The organism is Streptomyces chattanoogensis (assembly GCF_001294335.1).
Classification (GTDB): Bacteria; Actinomycetota; Actinomycetes; order Streptomycetales; family Streptomycetaceae; genus Streptomyces; species Streptomyces chattanoogensis.
Genome location: NZ_LGKG01000112.1, coordinates 212,313 through 229,286 on the forward strand (window position 1 = coordinate 212,313; position 16,974 = coordinate 229,286).

Consider the following 16,974-nt stretch of genomic DNA (forward strand, 5'->3'; position numbering starts at 1 on the left):
TTCTCACTCGCCCGCGGCGGCGTGCGGCGGCAGGGTGCCCAGGATGTCATCGGCGGCCTTGCGGGCCGAGGCGATGCAGGCCGGGATGCCGACGCCGTCGTAGACCGCGCCGCACACCCGCAGCGGGCCGGGCATCGCGGCCACGGCCGCGCGGATCCTGGCCACGCGCTCCAGATGGCCGACGGCGTACTGCGGCAGGCCGTCGTACCAGCGGGTGACCGTGCTCGCGACGGGCCGCGCGGCGAGGCCGACCGCGGCGCCGAGATCGGCGAGCGAGAGATCGACCAGCTCGGAGTCGTCGCGCCCCAGGTCGGCGTCGTCCTGATAGCGGCCGAGGGAGGTGCGCAGGACGAACAGATCCGGGTCGGCGCCGCCGATCCAGCCCCACTTGTGGCTGGCGAAGGTGGACGCCTTGATGCGGTGGCCGTCGACGGGCGGGACGAGAAAGCCGCTGCCGCTGGGCACACGGTCCAGGTCCGAGCGGCGGAAGGCCATGGTGACCAGCGCCATCGAGGCGTAGTCGACGGTGGCCAGCTCGGTGGCGGCGGCCGGGCAGTCGTGGCGCAGGATGCGCGCCGCGTCGCCCGCCGGGGTGGCCACGATCACCGCGTCCGCCTCGATAGACCAGTCGTCGACGCAGACCTCCCAACCGTCGTCGCCGACCCAGCGCAGATCGTGGACAACCGTGTTGGGGTAGATCTCGCAGCCCTTGGCCCGTACAGCGTCGGCGACCGCGCCCGGCAGCGTGCCGATGCCGCCGTCGATGCCCATGAAGACGGGAGCGCTTCCGGGCGCCCCGGTCGCGGCGGGTCCGGTCCGGTGGACCGTGGCGGCGGCGCGCTCCTGGATGCCGCGTACGCCCTCGAGCAGCGAACGGCTGGTCCGTGCGGCCTCGAACAGCTGCGGAACGGCGGCGCGCATCGAGATCTGGTACGCATCGCCCGCGTACACCCCGCCCAGCAGCGGCTCGACGAGCCGGTCGACGACCTCGCGGCCCAGGCGCCGGGCGACGTACTCGCCGACCGCGACGTCCTCGCCGATCTCGGTGCGCGGCAGGCGGGCGTCCTCCTCGATCCGGGCGAGCCCCTCCGCAGAGATCACCCCGGAGGCGGCGAGCGGGGCGAGGTCACCGGGGACGCCCATGACATGGCCCTTGGGCATCGGGCGCAGCGCGTCGCGGGTCCACAGGGACGCGGCGGCGGTGGTGGGCGGCTGCAGCCGGTCGCCGAGGCCGACGGCGCGCGCGAGCTCCACCGCCTCCGGCCGTCTGGCCAGCATGGATTCGGCGCCGAGGTCGACCGCCACGCCCGCGATCCCGCCCGTCCGCAGCTTGCCGCCGAGGCGGCCGGACGCCTCCAGGACCGTCACCCGGGCGCCCCCTTCGAGCAGGCGGTGCGCGGCCGCCAGGCCCGAGATGCCGCCACCGATGACGACGACATGACCGACGCCGCCGGACGAAGGGTCCGTACTGGTGTGCACTGCGCTCATGCCCCCAACTCTCTCAGAGCCCACTGACAGCACGTTCCACACCCCTCGGAGTCCGCCGGTACCCGGGCCCGCAGGCGGGACCGTGACCGGATCGCGACCCCCGGACGGCAACCCCGCTCCCCCCGGCGCCGTCGAAACGGCAACGTCGTCAAGCCACTTGGAGGGTGAGCCGCCGATGCGGGGAGTACGGAAAGTACGGGGGCTGCGGGGCGCGGCAGACGGGAAGCGGCAGCCCGGCCGCCGGGCGGCGGCGGGCATGCTGCTCGCCGCGTCGCTGGCCGTGGCCGGGTGCAGCGGGACGGACGGCATCGGTACGAGCGCCGACGCGAAGGCGGGGGGCGGGGCGGCGGTCGCGCCGTCGCGGGTGCCGGCCGCCGGGCAGACCACCGGCGCCGGTGCGGCGGCCGCGGCCAGGGGCCGGGAGGACAGGGCGGCGAAGCCCGTCCCGGACCAGATCATCCGGACGGCCACCCTCACCGTGCGGACCAAGGACGTGCAGGCCGCACTGGCCAAGGCCCGTACGGCGGTGGACGGCGCGGGCGGCTACGCCTCCGACGAGACCACGGACCGGGACAGCGGGGGCCGCGACCGGTCCCGGATCGTGCTGCGGGTGCCGCCCAAGGAATACGACGCGATGCTGGGGCGGCTGGCCGGACTGGGCAGGCTCCTCTCGCGCGAGGTCTCGGCGAAGGACGTCACCGACCGGGTGGTGGACGTCGACAGCCGCCTGAGGACGCAGCGGGCGAGCGTCGGCCGGGTGCGGGCGCTGATGGACAAGGCGACGTCGATCAGCGACATCGTGTCGCTGGAGTCCGAACTGAGCACCCGGCAGGCGAACCTGGAGTCGCTGGAGGCCGAGCTGAAATCGCTCAAGGGGCGGACCGGCATGGCCACCATCACCCTGCTGCTGCGGTCCCCGGACGCCCCGCCCGCACAGATGCCGGACCCGGACGGGCCGACGTCCTTCGGGGACGCGCTCTCCGGCGGCTGGGACGCGTTCATGACGGCCGTGCGGTGGGTGCTGGTGGCGATCGGTGCGCTGCTGCCGTTCGCGGTGGCCGCGGCGCTGCTGTACGGGCTGTGGCGGCTGGTCCGGCGGCGGCTGCCGCTGGGGGCGCGTACCCGGAGGCGGGCGGACGGGGGCGACGGCTCGAAGGCGGCGGCCCCCGCAGCGGACCCGGCAGCGGTTCCGGCAGCGGGCGCTCCCGCGGAAGGTGGCCCGGGGACCCGTTGACAGCGGGCCACCGCAGGCAAAGACTCGGAGCCGGCGGCGACGATCTTCATACCGGACACCGGTCGTCGCACGCCGGCCACCACCACCGCCGAGCCGGGACAGCGAGGACAGCGCCTGATGACCGACCCACGCGTACGGGATCACGTTCGGGATGTCTACATCGTCGATGCCGTACGGACCCCCGTCGGCAAGTACGGCGGCGCCCTGGCCTCCGTCCGCCCCGACGATCTGGCCGCCCATGTGGTCAAAGCCCTGGTGGACCGCACCCCGGGGCTCGATCCGGCGCGCATCGACGACGTGTACTTCGGCGATGCGAACGGCGCGGGCGAGGACAACCGCAATGTCGCGCGGATGGCCGTGCTGCTGGCCGGGCTGCCGGTCACCGTCCCCGGTGTCACCGTCAACCGGCTGTGCGGTTCCGGCCTGGAGGCCGTCATCCAGGCCGCCCGCGCCATCGCGCATGGCGATGCGGCGATCGCGGTGGCGGGCGGCGTGGAGTCGATGAGCCGCGCGCCCTATGTGCTGCGCAAGCCCGAACGGGCCTTCCCCGCGGCCCATCAGGAGATGTTCTCCTCGACGCTGGGCTGGCGGATGGTCAATCCGCGGATGGCCCCGGAGTGGACGGTGTCGCTGGGCGAGGGCGCCGAGCTGATCGCCGACGCGCACGGCATCACCCGCGAGCAGCAGGACGTCTTCGCGCTGGCCAGCCACCAGAAGGCGGCGCGGGCCTGGCGGGAGGGCGCGTACGACGCGGAGGTGGTGCCGCTGCCGGACGTGGACCTGGCGCGCGACGAGACGATCCGCGAGAACGCGTCCCTGGAGTCGCTGTCCAAGCTGAAGCCGGTGTTCCGTACGGCCGGAGGCACCGTCACGGCCGGGAACTCCTCGCCGCTGAACGACGGTGCCGCCGCGCTCCTCCTGGTCGACGAGGAGGGCCTGCGCGCCACCGGCCGCGAACCGCTGGCCCGGATCCGCGCGAGCGCGGTGACCGGCATCGAGCCGCAGCTGTTCGGCCTCGGCCCGGTGGAGGCGGTACGGCGCGCCCTGGAGCGGTCCGGCCGGACCTTCGCCGACCTCGCGACCTTCGAGCTCAACGAGGCGTTCGCGGCCCAGGCGCTGGGCTGCATCGGCCAGTGGCCGGAACTCGACCCCTCCGTGGTGAACCCCCGCGGCGGCGCCCTCGCCATCGGCCACCCCCTGGGCGCGTCCGGCGCCCGCCTCGCGGGCTCGGTTGCCCACCAGCTCGCCGCCCAGGGATCGGGCACGGGACTGGCGGCGCTGTGCATCGGCGTGGGGCAGGGGCTGGCGCTCGTACTGGAGCGTTAGGCTCGGCGTCACGCGTGAAGGCACCCGGTGAAGGGCTGCCCGGCGAAGGGACACCCGGCATGGCGGCGGAACGACTGGTGGTCGTCGGTGGCGATGCGGCGGGCATGGCCGCCGCATCGCACGCCCGGCGTCTGAAGGGGCCCGGCGAGCTGGCCATCACCGCCTTCGAGCGCGGCCACTTCACCTCGTACTCCGCCTGCGGCATCCCGTACTGGGTCGGCGGATCGGTCGACGGGCCGGACGCGCTGATCGCCCGCACGGCCGAGGAGCACCGCGCCCGGGACATCGATCTGCGGCTGCGCACCGAGGTCACCGAACTCGACCTGGACGGCGGCCGGGTGCGTACCCGGGATCTGGACAACGGCGGCCAGGAGTCGTGGACCGGCTTCGACAAGCTGGTGCTGGCGACCGGCGCGCGGCCGATACGGCCGCCGCTGCCCGGCATCGACGCGCCGGGCGTGCACGGCGTGCAGACCCTGGACGACGGCCAGGCCCTGCTGGACAGCCTGACCGCGGCCGAGGGCCGGCGGGCCGTGGTCATCGGCGCCGGCTACATCGGCGTCGAGATGGCCGAGGCGCTCATCAACCGCGGCTACCGGGTCACGGTCCTGGAGGCCCGGGAGCAGCCGATGTCCACCCTCGACCCGGACATGGGCGCACTGGTGCACGAGGCGATGTGCGGGCTGGGAATCGAGACGGTGCGCGGCGCCGCGGTCACCGCGGTGCTGACGGACGCGTCCGGGCGGGCGCGCGCGGTGGCCACGCAGGACGCCGAGTACCCGGCGGACGTGGTGGTGCTGGGCATGGGCGTACGGCCCGAGACCGCCCTCGCCGCCGCGGCCGGGCTGCCGCTGGGCGAGTCCGGCGGGCTGCTCACGGACCTGGCGATGCGGGTGCGCGGCAAGGAGCACATCTGGGCGGGCGGCGACTGTGTCGAGGTCCTCGACCTGGTCTCCGGACGCGAGCGGCACATCGCGCTGGGCACCCACGCCAACAAGCACGGCCAGGTCATCGGCGCCAACGCGGCCGGCGGCTATGCGACGTTCCCGGGTGTGGTCGGCACGGCCGTCAGCAAGGTCTGCGATCTGGAGATCGCCCGGACGGGGCTGCTGGAACGCCATGCCCGCGCCGCCGGTCTGCGGTTCGTCAGCGTCACGATCGAGTCCACCAGCCGCGCCGGCTACTACCCGGGCGCCCGCCCGATGCACGTCAAGATGCTCGCCGAGCGCCGTACGGGACGGCTGCTGGGCGTGCAGATCGTCGGCCGGGAGGGGGCGGGCAAGAGAGTGGACATCGCGGCGGTCGCGCTGACCGCCGGGATGACCGTCGAACAGATGACGACCCTGGACCTGGGCTACGCCCCGCCGTTCTCGCCGGTCTGGGACCCGGTGCTGGTGGCGGCGCGCAAGGCCACGGCGGCGGTGCGGGAGGCGGGGATCTGAGCGGGGGCGCTCACTCCTCGTCCGCCTCCTCGTCCCACTGCTCCATCGACTCCAGCCACTCCTCGGCGACCGGGGCGAGGTTGCGCGGGCAGGCCCAGGCGTCGAGCGGCCGGGCTCCCTCGGGTTCCGGGAAGGACTCCGGGGCGCAGAGGTGGGCAAGGTGGGCGCTCACCTCGCCGGGCAGGCCGTCGCCGGTTCCCGGGTGATCGTCCCCGTGCGGGCAGGTGTCGGGCGGCGGTGCCGAGGCCGCCTCCTCGAACAGGGGGCGTACGGACCGGTAGACGGACGACGGCGGGTCCGGGTAGGCGTTGTCGAGGCTGCGGGCGGCGGCCAGGAAGAGGAAGAGGCGTTCTCGGGCGTCGCCGGTGCCTTTGGCGTGGCGGCGAGCGGCCCACAGCGCGAGGTCCTCGGCATACGTCTCGTTCGAGGAGCAGGGCTCCAGCCGTTCCGCGATCCTGCCCACGGCCAACTCCCCGTCGGCACGCAGGTATTCGGCGTCCAGGTGGCCGGTGAGCCGCTCGCCGAAGAGCCGGTCGCGGGCTTCGGTGAGGTGGTCACGGGTGTCCTGGGCGAGGTCGCGCAGCAGGGCGGGACAGGTCCAGACGTCCGGCAGGGCGTCCCCGTACCCCTCCCGGAGACGGGCGCGGCCGCCCGGGGTGAGGAGGTAGTAGCCGGTGCCCGCGGCCGTGTCCGGGTCCTCCGAGACCTCGGGATGCTCCTCGTCGGTGTGCGCGCAGGCCGCGCCGTCCAGCCGCACCAGTGCGTCCTCCAGGGCCTCGATCATGTCGTCGAGCACCCAACGCTGCCGGATCATCCCGGAAGCGGCGTACCAGCAGCCGGCCCTGAGCAGGACGAGGTGTCCGGCGAGCGCTCCCCTGCTGGGGTGCGTGGGCATCCAGGATCCGGCCGCGATCTCGTACGCGGGATCGGCACCACCGCGCGGGTAGCCGTGCAGGACCGATGCGAGGTCCCTGATATTGCCCTCGTGATGCTCCGGCACCCGGTCGGGAATGCCCTCCACGGTGCCGGGCGCGATGATCTCCGCGGCGATCCGGGCGGCCATCGCCACGGCGTGCGGGCAGCGGTGCTCCGCCCCGAGCAGTACGGGATCGGGCACGTCGGCGCATACCGAGAGCTCGTCGGACTCGATGCCGTCCAGGGCGCTCTCGTACGGGTGGGTCTCGTGGCCGCAGGGCGGCGGGTCGCCGATGGCGCGGTACGCGGCCCGCAGCGCTTCGACGGCGGGCCCGGTCACCGCCGCACCCTCGCGTGTGGCGATATAGCGGGTCATCGAGAGCAGTCCGTAGACCCATACATGGGCGCGCTCGCCGCCCGGGTCGGCGGCGAGCCGGCGTATGCAGTCGAGGACAACCGGACCGGCCTCGTCCGCCGGGGATTCGGGCCCGACCTGCTTCCAGGCGGCGGTCAGTGCGGCGAGGTCCGGAGCGTCCGGCGGCGTGGCGTTCATGATCCGTACGACGCGCGGCCGCCCGCCGGAGTTCCGCTCAGCGCGCGCTCTGCTCGTGCACGTACTCGACGAGCCGGGTCAGGGCCTCGGGGTCCGTGTTCGGCAGCACGCCGTGCCCGAGGTTGAACACATGTCCCTCCAGCCCGGCGGCCGCGTCCAGGACCTCGCGGGCCTTGGTTTCGACGGCCTCGCGGGGGGCGAAGAGCACGGCCGGGTCGATGTTGCCCTGGAGCGCCTTGCCGGGGCCGACGCGGCGGGCCGCCTCGTCGAGGGGGACGCGCCAGTCGACGCCGACGACGTCCGCGCCGGCCTCGCCCATCAGGCCGAGGAGTTCGCCGGTGCCGACGCCGAAGTGGATGCGCGGGACGCCGTAGTCCTCGACGGCCCGGAAGACCTTGGCGGAGGCGGGCATCACGGAGCGGCGGTAGTCGGCGGGCGCGAGGGCGCCGACCCAGGAGTCGAAGAGCTGAACCGCACTCGCCCCGGCCTCGATCTGCACCTTGAGGAAGGCGGCCGTGATGTCTGCCAGGCGGTCCAGGAGGTCGGCCCACAGCTGCGGGTCGCCGTACATGAGGGCCTTGGTGCGCTCGTGGTTACGGGACGGGCCGCCCTCGATCAGATAGCTGGCCAGGGTGAAGGGGGCGCCGGCGAAGCCGATGAGCGGGGTGCTGCCCAGCTCGCGCACCAGCATGCCGATGGCCTCGGTGACGTACGAGACGTCGCCGGGCTCCAGGGCGCGCAGCTGCTCCAGGTCGGCGCGGGTGCGGATCGGGTTCTCGACGACCGGGCCGATGCCCGGCTTGATGTCGAGGTCGATGCCGATGGCCTTGAGGGGGACGACGATGTCGCTGAAGTAGATGGCGGCGTCGACGTTGTGGCGGCGTACCGGCTGGAGCGTGATCTCGGTGACGAGGTCGGGCCGCATGCACGAGTCGAGCATCGCGATGCCCTCGCGGACCTTGCGGTACTCCGGCAGTGAGCGCCCGGCCTGGCGCATGAACCACACGGGGGTGTGCGGCACCGGCTCGCGCCGGCAGGCCTTGAGGAATGCCGAGTGGTACGTACCGGTCTGCTGCTGGCCCGCGGGCTCGTCGTTGGCGCTCACGCCCCAAATCTTCGCACGAGGGGCCCCTGCCCATTCCGGTAGGTGGCCCTCCGTGACCGGCGCACGGGGGCACACGTCCGAATGGGCGACGCGCGCACCGGGTGTCCTCCCCGGATGAGCGCCTCCTTCCGCCTAATCTTCCGGGCATGGCTGCGGCTCATGAACACCTCGCGGACAGCGCGGACGAGACCCCGATCCCCTTCCGTCAGGCGGTCGAGGCGCTCCGTGCGGCACGGCTGCGGCCGGAGATCGAGATCGACCCGACGCCCGCGCCCAAGCGGCTCGCCCCGTTCGCGTACGCCCTGGAGGCGGCGGTGGTCGAACCGGGCGCGGGGCCGGACGGCGAGGACGTGGACCTTGCGGACGGGCGGCTGGTGCTGCTGTACAACCCGGCCGGGGACGATGCCTGGCAGGGCACCTTCCGTGTGGTGACGCTGGCACGGGCGGAGCTGGAGCCGGAGATGGGCGCCGATCCGCTGCTGCCCGAGGTGTCCTGGTCGTGGCTGACCGGTGCGCTGGAGGCGCGCGAGGTGGAGTACGGCGAGCCGAGCGGTACGGTCACCCGCGCCGCATCGCACTACTTCGGGGGCCTGGCCGCGCGGGAGCCCGCGACGCAGATCGAGATCCGGGCGTCGTGGACGCCGGCCGAGGGGCCGGACGGGGCGCCGGACATGGCGGCGCATCTGGCGGCCTGGTGCGATCTGCTGTGCCAGGTGGCGGGCCTGCCGCCGGCCACCCTCGACCCGGTACCGCGCGGCGGGGTGGTGGCGCTGCCGCAGCGCCGGGGGCCCAAGCCGCACTAGCCCCGTACGGAGGGGCGAACCGGGGCGGGGGCCGTTGACCCTTGCGGCCGGTGATCAGGGACCCGGTATGCCTTACACACGCCGATCATGTTCGCGCATGATCGGCGTCTTGGCGTGCCCAGGTGAAGGCGGGTGCGCAAGCACTGCTCACTCGATGTTCACCCTTGATCGCTCAGGCATCCGATTTGCCCGAATTGCCCCTAACTAAATCGTGATCAAAGTCTAAAGTCCCGCCGGATTGCTGCCGAAGAGGTCAGTGACCCTTCCAACACGGAGCTTCCGGCTCTCCCCAGCCGGCTTCCGTCCCCGCCACTCCCCCAGGAGGCCCGGTGTCTGTTCTCCTCGAGCAACCTTCGAGCCTGGTCGCCTACCGCCCGAACAAGCCGACGGCCATGGTCGTCGTGGCCGACCCTCGCGTCCGCTCCACCGTCACCCGCCACCTGTGGGCCCTCGGAGTACGTGACGTGATCGAGGCGTCGTCCATCGCGGAGGCCCGTCCCCGCGTCGGCAACCCGCGCGACATCTGCGTTGCCGACGTCCACCTGCCCGACGGCTCCGGCCTCACGCTCCTGTCCGAGACGCGCGCCGCGGGCTGGCCCAACGGCCTCGCGCTCTCGGCGGCCGATGACATCGGCGCGGTACGCAACGCGCTGGCCGGCGGCGTCAAGGGCTATGTCGTCACCGGCACCCGCACCAACCTCGGCCTGCCCGGCCGCCCCGGCGCCGCCCCGATCGGCGCCAACGCGGCCCGGATGCAGCGCCGGCCTCCGGGCGCCCCCGGGCACCCCGGTGGCTACCGCGAGCTGTCGGGCCGGGAGGTCGAGGTGCTGCGGCTGGTTGCGGAGGGCCAGTCCAACAAGGCCATCGGCGTCTCGATGGGGCTCTCGGCACTGACCGTGAAGAGCCATCTCGCCCGTATCGCCCGCAAGCTCGGCACCGGTGACCGGGCCGGAATGGTGGCGGTGGCACTGCGCACCGGCATCATCCACTGACCCCTTCACCCGACCGTCCCGCCCGTCGAGGGAACGTTCCCTCGACGGGCGACGTGCATACACAGATACCCTTGGCCACGTGACCGACGCCCAAAAGACCGCAGCAGAGACAACAGACACGACACTGCGAGCACCCGGAGACTCGCCTCCGGACACCCGACCGGCGCCGGTCCCGCTCCTGGAGCCGCGCGAGGGCATCCCCCCGGTGACCGCCGATGACGCGGCGCTCGCCGAGGTGATCGCGGCCTTCGCGGCGGGCCACGGCCCGGTCGCCGTCGACGCCGAGCGCGCGTCCGGCTACCGCTACGGCCAGCGCGCCTATCTCGTCCAGCTGCGCCGCGAGGGCGCCGGCAGCGTGCTGATCGACCCGGTCGGCTGCCCGGACCTCGCCGCGCTCGGCGAGGCGATCGGCGACACCGAGTGGGTCCTGCACGCCGCCACCCAGGACCTGCCCTGTCTGCGCGACATAGGGATGGTCCCCACCCGGCTGTTCGACACCGAGCTGGCCGGGCGGCTGGCCGGCTTCGCCCGGGTCGGCCTGGGGGCGATGGTCGAGAACGTCCTCGGCTTCGCCCTGGAGAAGGGCCACTCCGCCGTCGACTGGTCCACCCGCCCGCTGCCCGAGCCCTGGCTGCGCTATGCCGCCCTCGATGTCGAGCTGCTGGTGGATCTGCGCGACGCGCTGGAGGAGGAGCTCGAGCGGCAGGGGAAGCTGGAGTGGGCCCGCCAGGAGTTCGCGGCCATCGCCGCCGCTCCCCCGCCGCCGCCCCGCAAGGACCCCTGGCGCCGTACGTCCGGCATGCACAAGGTGCGCCGGCGCCGCCAGATGGCCGTCGTACGGGAGCTGTGGACGGCCCGGGACCAGGTCGCCCAGCGGCGCGACGTCTCGCCGGGCAAGGTCCTCGGGGACGGCGCGATCGTCGAGGCGGCGCTGAACCTCCCGGCGAACAGCCACGCCCTGGCCGCGCTGCCCGGCTTCGGGCACCGCATGGGCCGCCGTCAGCTCGAGCAGTGGCAGGCCGCGGTGGACCGCGCCCGCGCGCTGCCCGAGAACGAACTGCCGCAGCCCGGCCAGCCGCTCAACGGCCCGCCGCCGCCCCGCTCCTGGGCCGACAAGGACCCGGCCGCCGCGGCGCGGCTGTCGGCCGCCCGCGCCGCGGTGACCGCGCTCGCCGAGCGGCTGAACCTCCCGCAGGAGAATCTGATCACCCCGGACACGGTGCGCCGGCTGTGCTGGGAGCCCCCGGCCGAGCCCGCCCACGAGGCGGTCGCCGAGGTGCTGGCCGGGTACGGCGCCCGCGCCTGGCAGATCGAGCTGGTCGCCCCGCTCCTCACCGAGGCGCTGCGCAGCAACGGCGGCTGACCAGCGACAACCGGCCACTCAAGGCCCCGGCCGCGTGCAAGGACACGCGGCCGGGGCCTTTTTGCACGGCCGGACACACCGCGACACTCCGCTCGATACGCGTCCATCCGGTGTGATGTTCGCCGCTCCCGGCGGTGGGGGTGTGCAGCCTGGTTACCCGTAAGTAGCATGTCGGTGTGAAGCGTCCCTGGGGGCGCCCCGCAGCAGTGCCATCCCGCACCTGGAGGAGAGCCAACGTGCCTCGTACCGCTAGGGACGTCGTCTTCGTCGACGGCGTCCGCACCCCGTTCGGCAAGGCGGGCCCGAAGGGCATCTACCACGAGACCCGCGCCGACGATCTCGTCGTGAAGGCCATCCGGGAGCTGCTGCGCCGCAACCCGGACCTGGACCCCGCGAAGATCGACGAGGTCGCCATCGCCGCGACCACCCAGATCGGCGACCAGGGCCTGACCATCGGCCGTACCGCCGGGATCCTCGCGGGCCTCCCGCAGTCCGTCCCGGGCTACTCCATCGACCGCATGTGTGCCGGCGCGCTGACCGCCGTGACCTCCGTCGCGGGCAGCGTGGCCTTCGGTGCGTACGACGTCGCCGTCGCCGGCGGTGTCGAGCACATGGGCCGCCACCCCATGGGCGAGGGCGTCGACCCGAACCCGCGGTTCGTCTCCGAGAAGCTCGTCGACGAGTCGGCTCTGTTCATGGGCATGACCGCGGAGAACCTCCACGACCGCTACCCGCAGATCACCAAGCAGCGCGCCGACGAATACGCCGTGCGCTCGCAGGAGAAGGCGGCGAAGGCGTACGCCAACGGGAAGATCCAGCAGGACCTGGTCCCGATCTCGGTGCGCAACACCAACGCCGAGGTCGGCGAGACCGGCTGGGGCCTGGTGACGGCCGACGAGCCGATGCGCCCGGGGACCACCCTGGAGAACCTGGCCGGGCTCAAGACGCCGTTCCGTACGCACGGCCGCGTCACCGCGGGCAACGCCGCCGGTCTCAACGACGGTGCCACCGCCTCGATCATCGCCTCCGAGGACTTCGCCCGGGAGAACAACCTCCCGGTCAAGATGCGCCTGGTCTCCTACGCCTTCGCGGGCGTGGAGCCGGAGGTCATGGGCTACGGCCCGATCCCGGCGACCGAGAAGGCGCTCGCCAAGGCGGGCCTGGGCATCGGTGACATCGGCCTGTTCGAGATCAACGAGGCGTTCGCCGTGCAGGTGCTCGCCTTCCTCGACCACTACGGCATCGCGGACGACGACGCGCGCGTCAACCAGTACGGCGGCGCCATCGCCTTCGGCCACCCGCTGGCCTCCTCCGGCGTCCGGCTGATGACCCAGCTGGCCCGCCAGTTCGAGGAGCAGCCGGAGGTCCGCTACGGCCTCACCACCATGTGCGTCGGCTTCGGCATGGGCGCCACGGTCATCTGGGAGAACCCGCACCACAAGGACGCCGGAGGCGACAAGTGAGCACCACCACCGCTGAGCTCCTGAAGGGCGCGGCCGAGCTGTTCCCGGACGAGGTCGTCACGTCGGCGCACGTACGCCACCTCGAACTCCCCTACGGCGCGGGCCGGTTCGCGCTGATCACGCTGGACAACGGCTTCGACCACACCAAGCCGACCACCTTCGGGCCGGGCTCGCTGGCGAACCTCAACGCCGCGCTGGACCAGGTCGAGAAGGAGGCCGCGGACGGCGAGATCGTCGGTGTCGGCCTCACCGGCAAGCCGTTCATCTTCGCGGTCGGCGCCGACCTCAAGGGCGTCGAGCTGCTGAAGAAGCACGACGACGCGCTGGCCATCGGCAAGGGCGGCCACGAGGTCTTCAAGCGGCTGTCCGCGCTGGCCGTGCCGACCTTCGCGTACTACAACGGTGCGGCGATGGGCGGCGGCGTCGAGGTCGGTCTGCACTGCTCGTACCGGACCGTGTCGAAGGCGCTGCCCGCCTTCTCCCTGCCCGAGGTCTTCCTCGGCCTGGTCCCGGGCTGGGGCGGCTGTGCGCTGCTGCCGAACCTGATCGGCGCGGACAAGGCCGTCTCGGTGATCATCGAGAACTCGCTCAACCAGAACAAGCAGCTCAAGGGGCAGCAGGTCTTCGACCTGGGGATCGCCGACGCGATCTTCGAGGGCGCGGACTTCCTGGAGCAGTCGCTGATCTGGACCGCGAACGTCCTCAAGGGTGACGTCACCGTCGAGCGTCCCGAGATCGACCGCGGCGAGGCCTGGGACCAGGCCGTCGCCAAGGGCAAGTTCATCGCCGACGGCAAGGTGCACGGCGCCGCCCCGGCCGCGTACCGCGCGCTGGAGATCATCGCCGCCGCCAAGGACGGTGACCTGCAGGCCGGTTTCGACGCCGAGGACCAGGCGCTCGCCGACCTGATCATGGGCGGCGAACTGCGCGCCGGTATCTACTCGTTCAACCTGGTGCAGAAGCGCGCCAAGCGGCCCGCCGGTGCGCCGGACAAGAGCCTGGCGCGTCCGGTCACCAAGGTCGGCGTCGTCGGCGCCGGTCTGATGGCCTCGCAGCTCGCCCTGCTCTTCCTGCGCCGCCTCGAGGTGCCGGTCGTGCTGACCGACATCGACCAGGAGCGCGTCGACAAGGGTGTGGGCTACGTCCACGCCGAGATCGACAAGCTGCTCGGCAAGGGCCGGATCAACCAGGACAAGGCCAACCGCCTCAAGGCCCTGGTGACCGGTGTGCTGGACAAGGCCGAGGGCTTCGCCGACGCCGACTTCATCATCGAGGCCGTCTTCGAGGAGATCGGCGTCAAGCAGCAGGTGTTCGCGGAGGTGGAGGCCGTCGCCCCGGCGCACGCGATCCTCGCCACCAACACCTCCTCGCTGTCCGTCTCCGAGATGGCGTCGAAGCTCAAGCACCCCGAGCGGGTCGTGGGCTTCCACTTCTTCAACCCGGTCGCGATCCTCCCGCTGCTCGAGATCGTGCGCGGCGAGAAGACCGACGACGCCTCGCTGGCCACTGCCTTCGGTGTCGCCAAGAAGCTGAAGAAGACCGCGGTGCTGACGAAGGACGCCCCGGCGTTCGTCGTGAACCGCATCCTCACCCGCTTCATGGGCGAGATCCAGAACGTCATCGACGAGGGCACCCCGGTCGAGACCGCGGAGAAGGCCATCGAGCCGCTCGGTCTGCCGATGTCGCCGCTGGTGCTGCTGGAGCTGGTCGGCCCGGCGATCGGTCTGCACGTCTCCGAGACGCTCAACGGCGCCTTCCCGGAGCGCTTCAAGGTCTCCCCCAACCTGAAGGCCGTCGTCGAGGCCGGCAAGCGCGGCTTCTACGTCTACGACTCCGGCAAGCCGGAGCTGGACCCGGAGGTCGCCGCGCTGCTCAAGCAGGGCGACTCGGTGCTGACGGAGGACCAGGTCCGCGACCGCGTCCTGGACGCCGTCGCGCAGGAGATCGGCCTGATGCTGGACGAGGGTGTCGTCGCCGAGGCGCAGGACATCGACCTGTGCCTGATCACCGGCGCCGGCTGGCCCTTCCACCTGGGCGGCATCACGCCGTACCTGGACCGTGAGGGTGTCTCCGAGCGGGTGACCGGCAAGAAGTTCCTGGCCCCGGGCGTGGCGAGCGTGCCCGCGTAAGGGTGCACCGCTGATCGCGGGATGCGCGGGCCGGCTCGGCGGAGCCGGTCCGCGCATTCGCGTTCGTGGGAGGGTTGCGGCATGGATTCCATGAATTCATTGGTCATTGTCGATGCCGCGAATGTCGTCGGCTCGGTGCCGGACGGCTGGTGGCGGGACCGGCGCGGGGCGGCGGAGCGTCTGCGGGACGCGCTGCCGGAGTACGCCGGGAGCGGACTGCCGGGCCTGGTCTCGCCGCCGCTGGAGATGGTGCTGGTCGTCGAGGGCGCGGCGCGCGGGGTGGCGTCCGTCGAGGGCGTACGGGTGGAGTCCGCGGACGGCAGCGGGGACGACCGGATCGTGGAACTGGTGGCGGCCGAGGGCGGTGGCCGGAACTGTCTGGTGGTCACCGCGGACCGTGAGCTGCGCCGGCGCGTGGAGGCACTGGGGGCGCGGGTGACGGGGCCACGCGCCGTCCGGGGCGGACGGCAGGACGGGCGTCAGACATGAAAAGGGCCCGTACGGCCATGAGACCGTACGGGCCCGGCGGATTCACGACGGGGTGCCCGCCGTACCCTCCTGCTCCTTCTGCCGTGTGCGGAGCCCGAGGCGGCTGTGCCCGCGCCCGTACACGAAGTAGATGCCGAAGCCGACCACCATCCAGATCGCGAAGCGGACCCAGGTCTCGGCGGGCAGATTGAGCATCAGCCACAGCGAGGCGAGCACGGACAGCAGCGGGACCAGCGGAACCAGTGGCGTACGGAACGTACGGTGCAGGTCGGGGCGGGAGCGGCGCAGGATGATGACGCCGACGGCGACCACGACGAACGCGAACAGGGTGCCGATGTTGACCAGTTCGGCCAGGACGTCGATCGAGGTGAAGCCGGAGGCGACGGCGACCACGACGCCCAGCAGGATGGTCGCCCGGTACGGGGTGCCGTACCGCGGGTGGGACCGCGAGAAGACCCGCGGCATCAGACCGTCCCGGCTCATCGCGAAGAACACCCGGCTCTGGCCGAGCAGCAGGATCATGCAGACCGACGTCAGGCCGACGGCGGCGCCGAAGCTGATGATGCCCGCGAAGAAGGGCTGCCCGAGGTCCTTGAAGGCGTCGGCGAGCGGGGCGTCGGTGGAGAGCTTGCTGTATTTCTCCATGCCGGTGACCACGACGGACACGGCGACGTAGAGGACCGTGCAGATGGCGAGCGAGCCGAGGATGCCGCGCGGGACGTCGCGCTGGGGGTTGCGGGTCTCCTCGGCCGCGGTGGCCACGATGTCGAAGCCGATGAAGGCGAAGAAGACCACGGCGGCCGCGGCAAAGATGCCCATGGTGCCGAAGTTGGCCGGGGTGAAGCCGAAGATCAGCTGGATCAGCGGCGCGGACAGTCCGCCGCCGCCCGTGGTGGGCTCACTCTTCGGCACGAACGGGTCGTAGTTGGCGCCGCTGATGAAGAAGGCGCCGGCGATGATGACCAGCAGGACGACGGTGACCTTGATGCCGACGATCACGGCCGTCACCCGCGAGGACAGCTTCATCCCGAGCACCAGGATGCCCGTGATGACCAGGACGAGGACGCAGGCGAGCAGGTCGAAACCGAACTGCCCCTCGTGGGTTCCGGACAGGCCCGGCGGCAGATGCCACCCGGCCTGGTCCATCAGCGAACGGATGTAGCCGGACCAGCCGACGGCCACCACCGCACAGCCCAGGGCGAGTTCGAGGATCAGGTCCCAGCCGATGATCCAGGCGGGGAGCTCGCCGAGGGAGGCATAGGAAAAGGTGTAGGCCGAACCGGCGACCGGGACGGTGGAGGCGAACTCCGCGTAGCACAGTGCCGCCAGCGCGCAGACCACGCCCGCGACGACGAAGGAGACCGCCACGGCGGGCCCCGCCTGCTCCTTGGCGATCTTGCCGGTGAGAACGAAGATGCCGGTTCCGATGACGACACCGACACCGAAGACGGTCAGATCGAGCGCTGAAAGGGATTTTTTGAGTGTGTGTTCCGGCTCCTCGGTGTCCTGGATCGACTGCTCCACAGTCTTCGTCCGGAACATTCCTCGATCCCGGCGTGAAACTTTCCCTGTGCCGTGTTGTGTGCTCATGGGCGAACCTCCGCCTGGACGACCCTCTCGCAACTCTCCTGAACTGACCGAGTCTCCGCAATGTCTGGAAACAGTCAGCTTT

General features: G+C 72.3%; 13 protein-coding genes. 9 read left to right on the top strand and 4 right to left on the bottom strand.

From position 1 onward, the window contains the following. Positions 1-3 precede the first annotated feature (3 nt). Positions 4-1,488, bottom strand: coding sequence for a protoporphyrinogen oxidase (gene hemG, locus ADL29_RS13700; RefSeq protein ID WP_053923926.1), 1,485 nt, complete (start codon positions 1,486-1,488; stop codon positions 4-6). Between the two features lie 175 nt (positions 1,489-1,663). Between hemG and ADL29_RS13705 the strand changes: the two genes are divergently transcribed. The 3 genes from ADL29_RS13705 to ADL29_RS13715 all read left to right on the top strand — a co-directional run bounded on the left by ADL29_RS13705 (position 1,664) and on the right by ADL29_RS13715 (position 5,490). Further along, the gene (locus ADL29_RS13705; protein WP_053923927.1) at positions 1,664-2,722 is read left to right on the top strand and encodes a DUF4349 domain-containing protein; all 1,059 of its coding nucleotides are present in this window, start codon (positions 1,664-1,666) and stop codon (positions 2,720-2,722) included. 117 nt (positions 2,723-2,839) lie between these two features. Then, positions 2,840-4,048 (top strand): thiolase family protein, encoded by a 1,209-nt coding sequence (locus tag ADL29_RS13710; protein ID WP_053923928.1) that lies wholly within the window; start codon positions 2,840-2,842, stop codon positions 4,046-4,048. Between the two features lie 59 nt (positions 4,049-4,107). After that, on the top strand, positions 4,108-5,490 hold the full coding sequence (locus ADL29_RS13715; RefSeq protein ID WP_053923929.1) for an FAD-dependent oxidoreductase: 1,383 nt from the start codon (positions 4,108-4,110) through the stop codon (positions 5,488-5,490). Between the two features lie 10 nt (positions 5,491-5,500). Here the strand turns inward: ADL29_RS13715 and ADL29_RS13720 are convergent, their stop codons facing one another. After that, positions 5,501-6,958: a hypothetical protein gene (locus tag ADL29_RS13720; protein WP_053923930.1), complete on the bottom strand. Its 1,458-nt coding sequence runs from the start codon at positions 6,956-6,958 to the stop codon at positions 5,501-5,503. A gap of 37 nt (positions 6,959-6,995) precedes the next feature. Then, positions 6,996-8,063 carry a uroporphyrinogen decarboxylase gene (hemE, locus tag ADL29_RS13725; RefSeq protein ID WP_053923931.1) on the bottom strand — a complete coding sequence of 356 codons (1,068 nt, stop codon included), beginning with the start codon at positions 8,061-8,063 and terminating at the stop codon, positions 6,996-6,998. A gap of 146 nt (positions 8,064-8,209) precedes the next feature. Here hemE and ADL29_RS13730 point away from each other — a divergent pair, with 146 nt between their 5' ends. From ADL29_RS13730 to ADL29_RS13755, 6 genes are all read left to right on the top strand, one after another. After that, positions 8,210-8,866 (top strand): DUF3000 domain-containing protein, encoded by a 657-nt coding sequence (locus tag ADL29_RS13730; RefSeq protein ID WP_053923932.1) that lies wholly within the window; start codon positions 8,210-8,212, stop codon positions 8,864-8,866. A 329-nt stretch (positions 8,867-9,195) separates the two neighbouring features. Next, positions 9,196-9,858 (top strand): response regulator transcription factor, encoded by a 663-nt coding sequence (locus tag ADL29_RS13735; protein ID WP_016573641.1) that lies wholly within the window; start codon positions 9,196-9,198, stop codon positions 9,856-9,858. A gap of 79 nt (positions 9,859-9,937) precedes the next feature. After that, positions 9,938-11,221: an HRDC domain-containing protein gene (locus ADL29_RS13740; protein ID WP_078970968.1), complete on the top strand. Its 1,284-nt coding sequence runs from the start codon at positions 9,938-9,940 to the stop codon at positions 11,219-11,221. A gap of 236 nt (positions 11,222-11,457) precedes the next feature. Continuing rightward, positions 11,458-12,684: a thiolase family protein gene (locus ADL29_RS13745; protein WP_046925472.1), complete on the top strand. Its 1,227-nt coding sequence runs from the start codon at positions 11,458-11,460 to the stop codon at positions 12,682-12,684. Then, positions 12,681-14,813: a 3-hydroxyacyl-CoA dehydrogenase NAD-binding domain-containing protein gene (locus ADL29_RS13750; protein WP_053923934.1), complete on the top strand. Its 2,133-nt coding sequence runs from the start codon at positions 12,681-12,683 to the stop codon at positions 14,811-14,813. Before ADL29_RS13745 ends, ADL29_RS13750 begins: the two co-directional genes overlap by 4 nt. 90 nt (positions 14,814-14,903) lie before the next feature. Further along, positions 14,904-15,302, top strand: coding sequence for a PIN domain-containing protein (locus ADL29_RS13755; RefSeq protein ID WP_211274317.1), 399 nt, complete (start codon positions 14,904-14,906; stop codon positions 15,300-15,302). Positions 15,303-15,344: 42 nt separating this feature from the next. Here the strand turns inward: ADL29_RS13755 and ADL29_RS13760 are convergent, their stop codons facing one another. Next, entirely contained in the window at positions 15,345-16,844 is a 1,500-nt protein-coding gene (locus ADL29_RS13760; protein ID WP_169795227.1) for an amino acid permease, read from the bottom strand. Positions 16,845-16,974 lie beyond the last annotated feature (130 nt).

Coding starts and splice junctions, on each gene's coding strand:
- hemG (WP_053923926.1), bottom strand. CDS start 1,488: ATGAGCGCAGTGCACACCAGTACGGACCCTTCGTCCGGCGGCGTCGGT.
- ADL29_RS13705 (WP_053923927.1), top strand. CDS start 1,664: ATGCGGGGAGTACGGAAAGTACGGGGGCTGCGGGGCGCGGCAGACGGG.
- ADL29_RS13710 (WP_053923928.1), top strand. CDS start 2,840: ATGACCGACCCACGCGTACGGGATCACGTTCGGGATGTCTACATCGTC.
- ADL29_RS13715 (WP_053923929.1), top strand. CDS start 4,108: ATGGCGGCGGAACGACTGGTGGTCGTCGGTGGCGATGCGGCGGGCATG.
- ADL29_RS13720 (WP_053923930.1), bottom strand. CDS start 6,958: ATGAACGCCACGCCGCCGGACGCTCCGGACCTCGCCGCACTGACCGCC.
- ADL29_RS13730 (WP_053923932.1), top strand. CDS start 8,210: ATGGCTGCGGCTCATGAACACCTCGCGGACAGCGCGGACGAGACCCCG.
- ADL29_RS13755 (WP_211274317.1), top strand. CDS start 14,904: ATGAATTCATTGGTCATTGTCGATGCCGCGAATGTCGTCGGCTCGGTG.
- ADL29_RS13760 (WP_169795227.1), bottom strand. CDS start 16,844: ATGTTCCGGACGAAGACTGTGGAGCAGTCGATCCAGGACACCGAGGAG.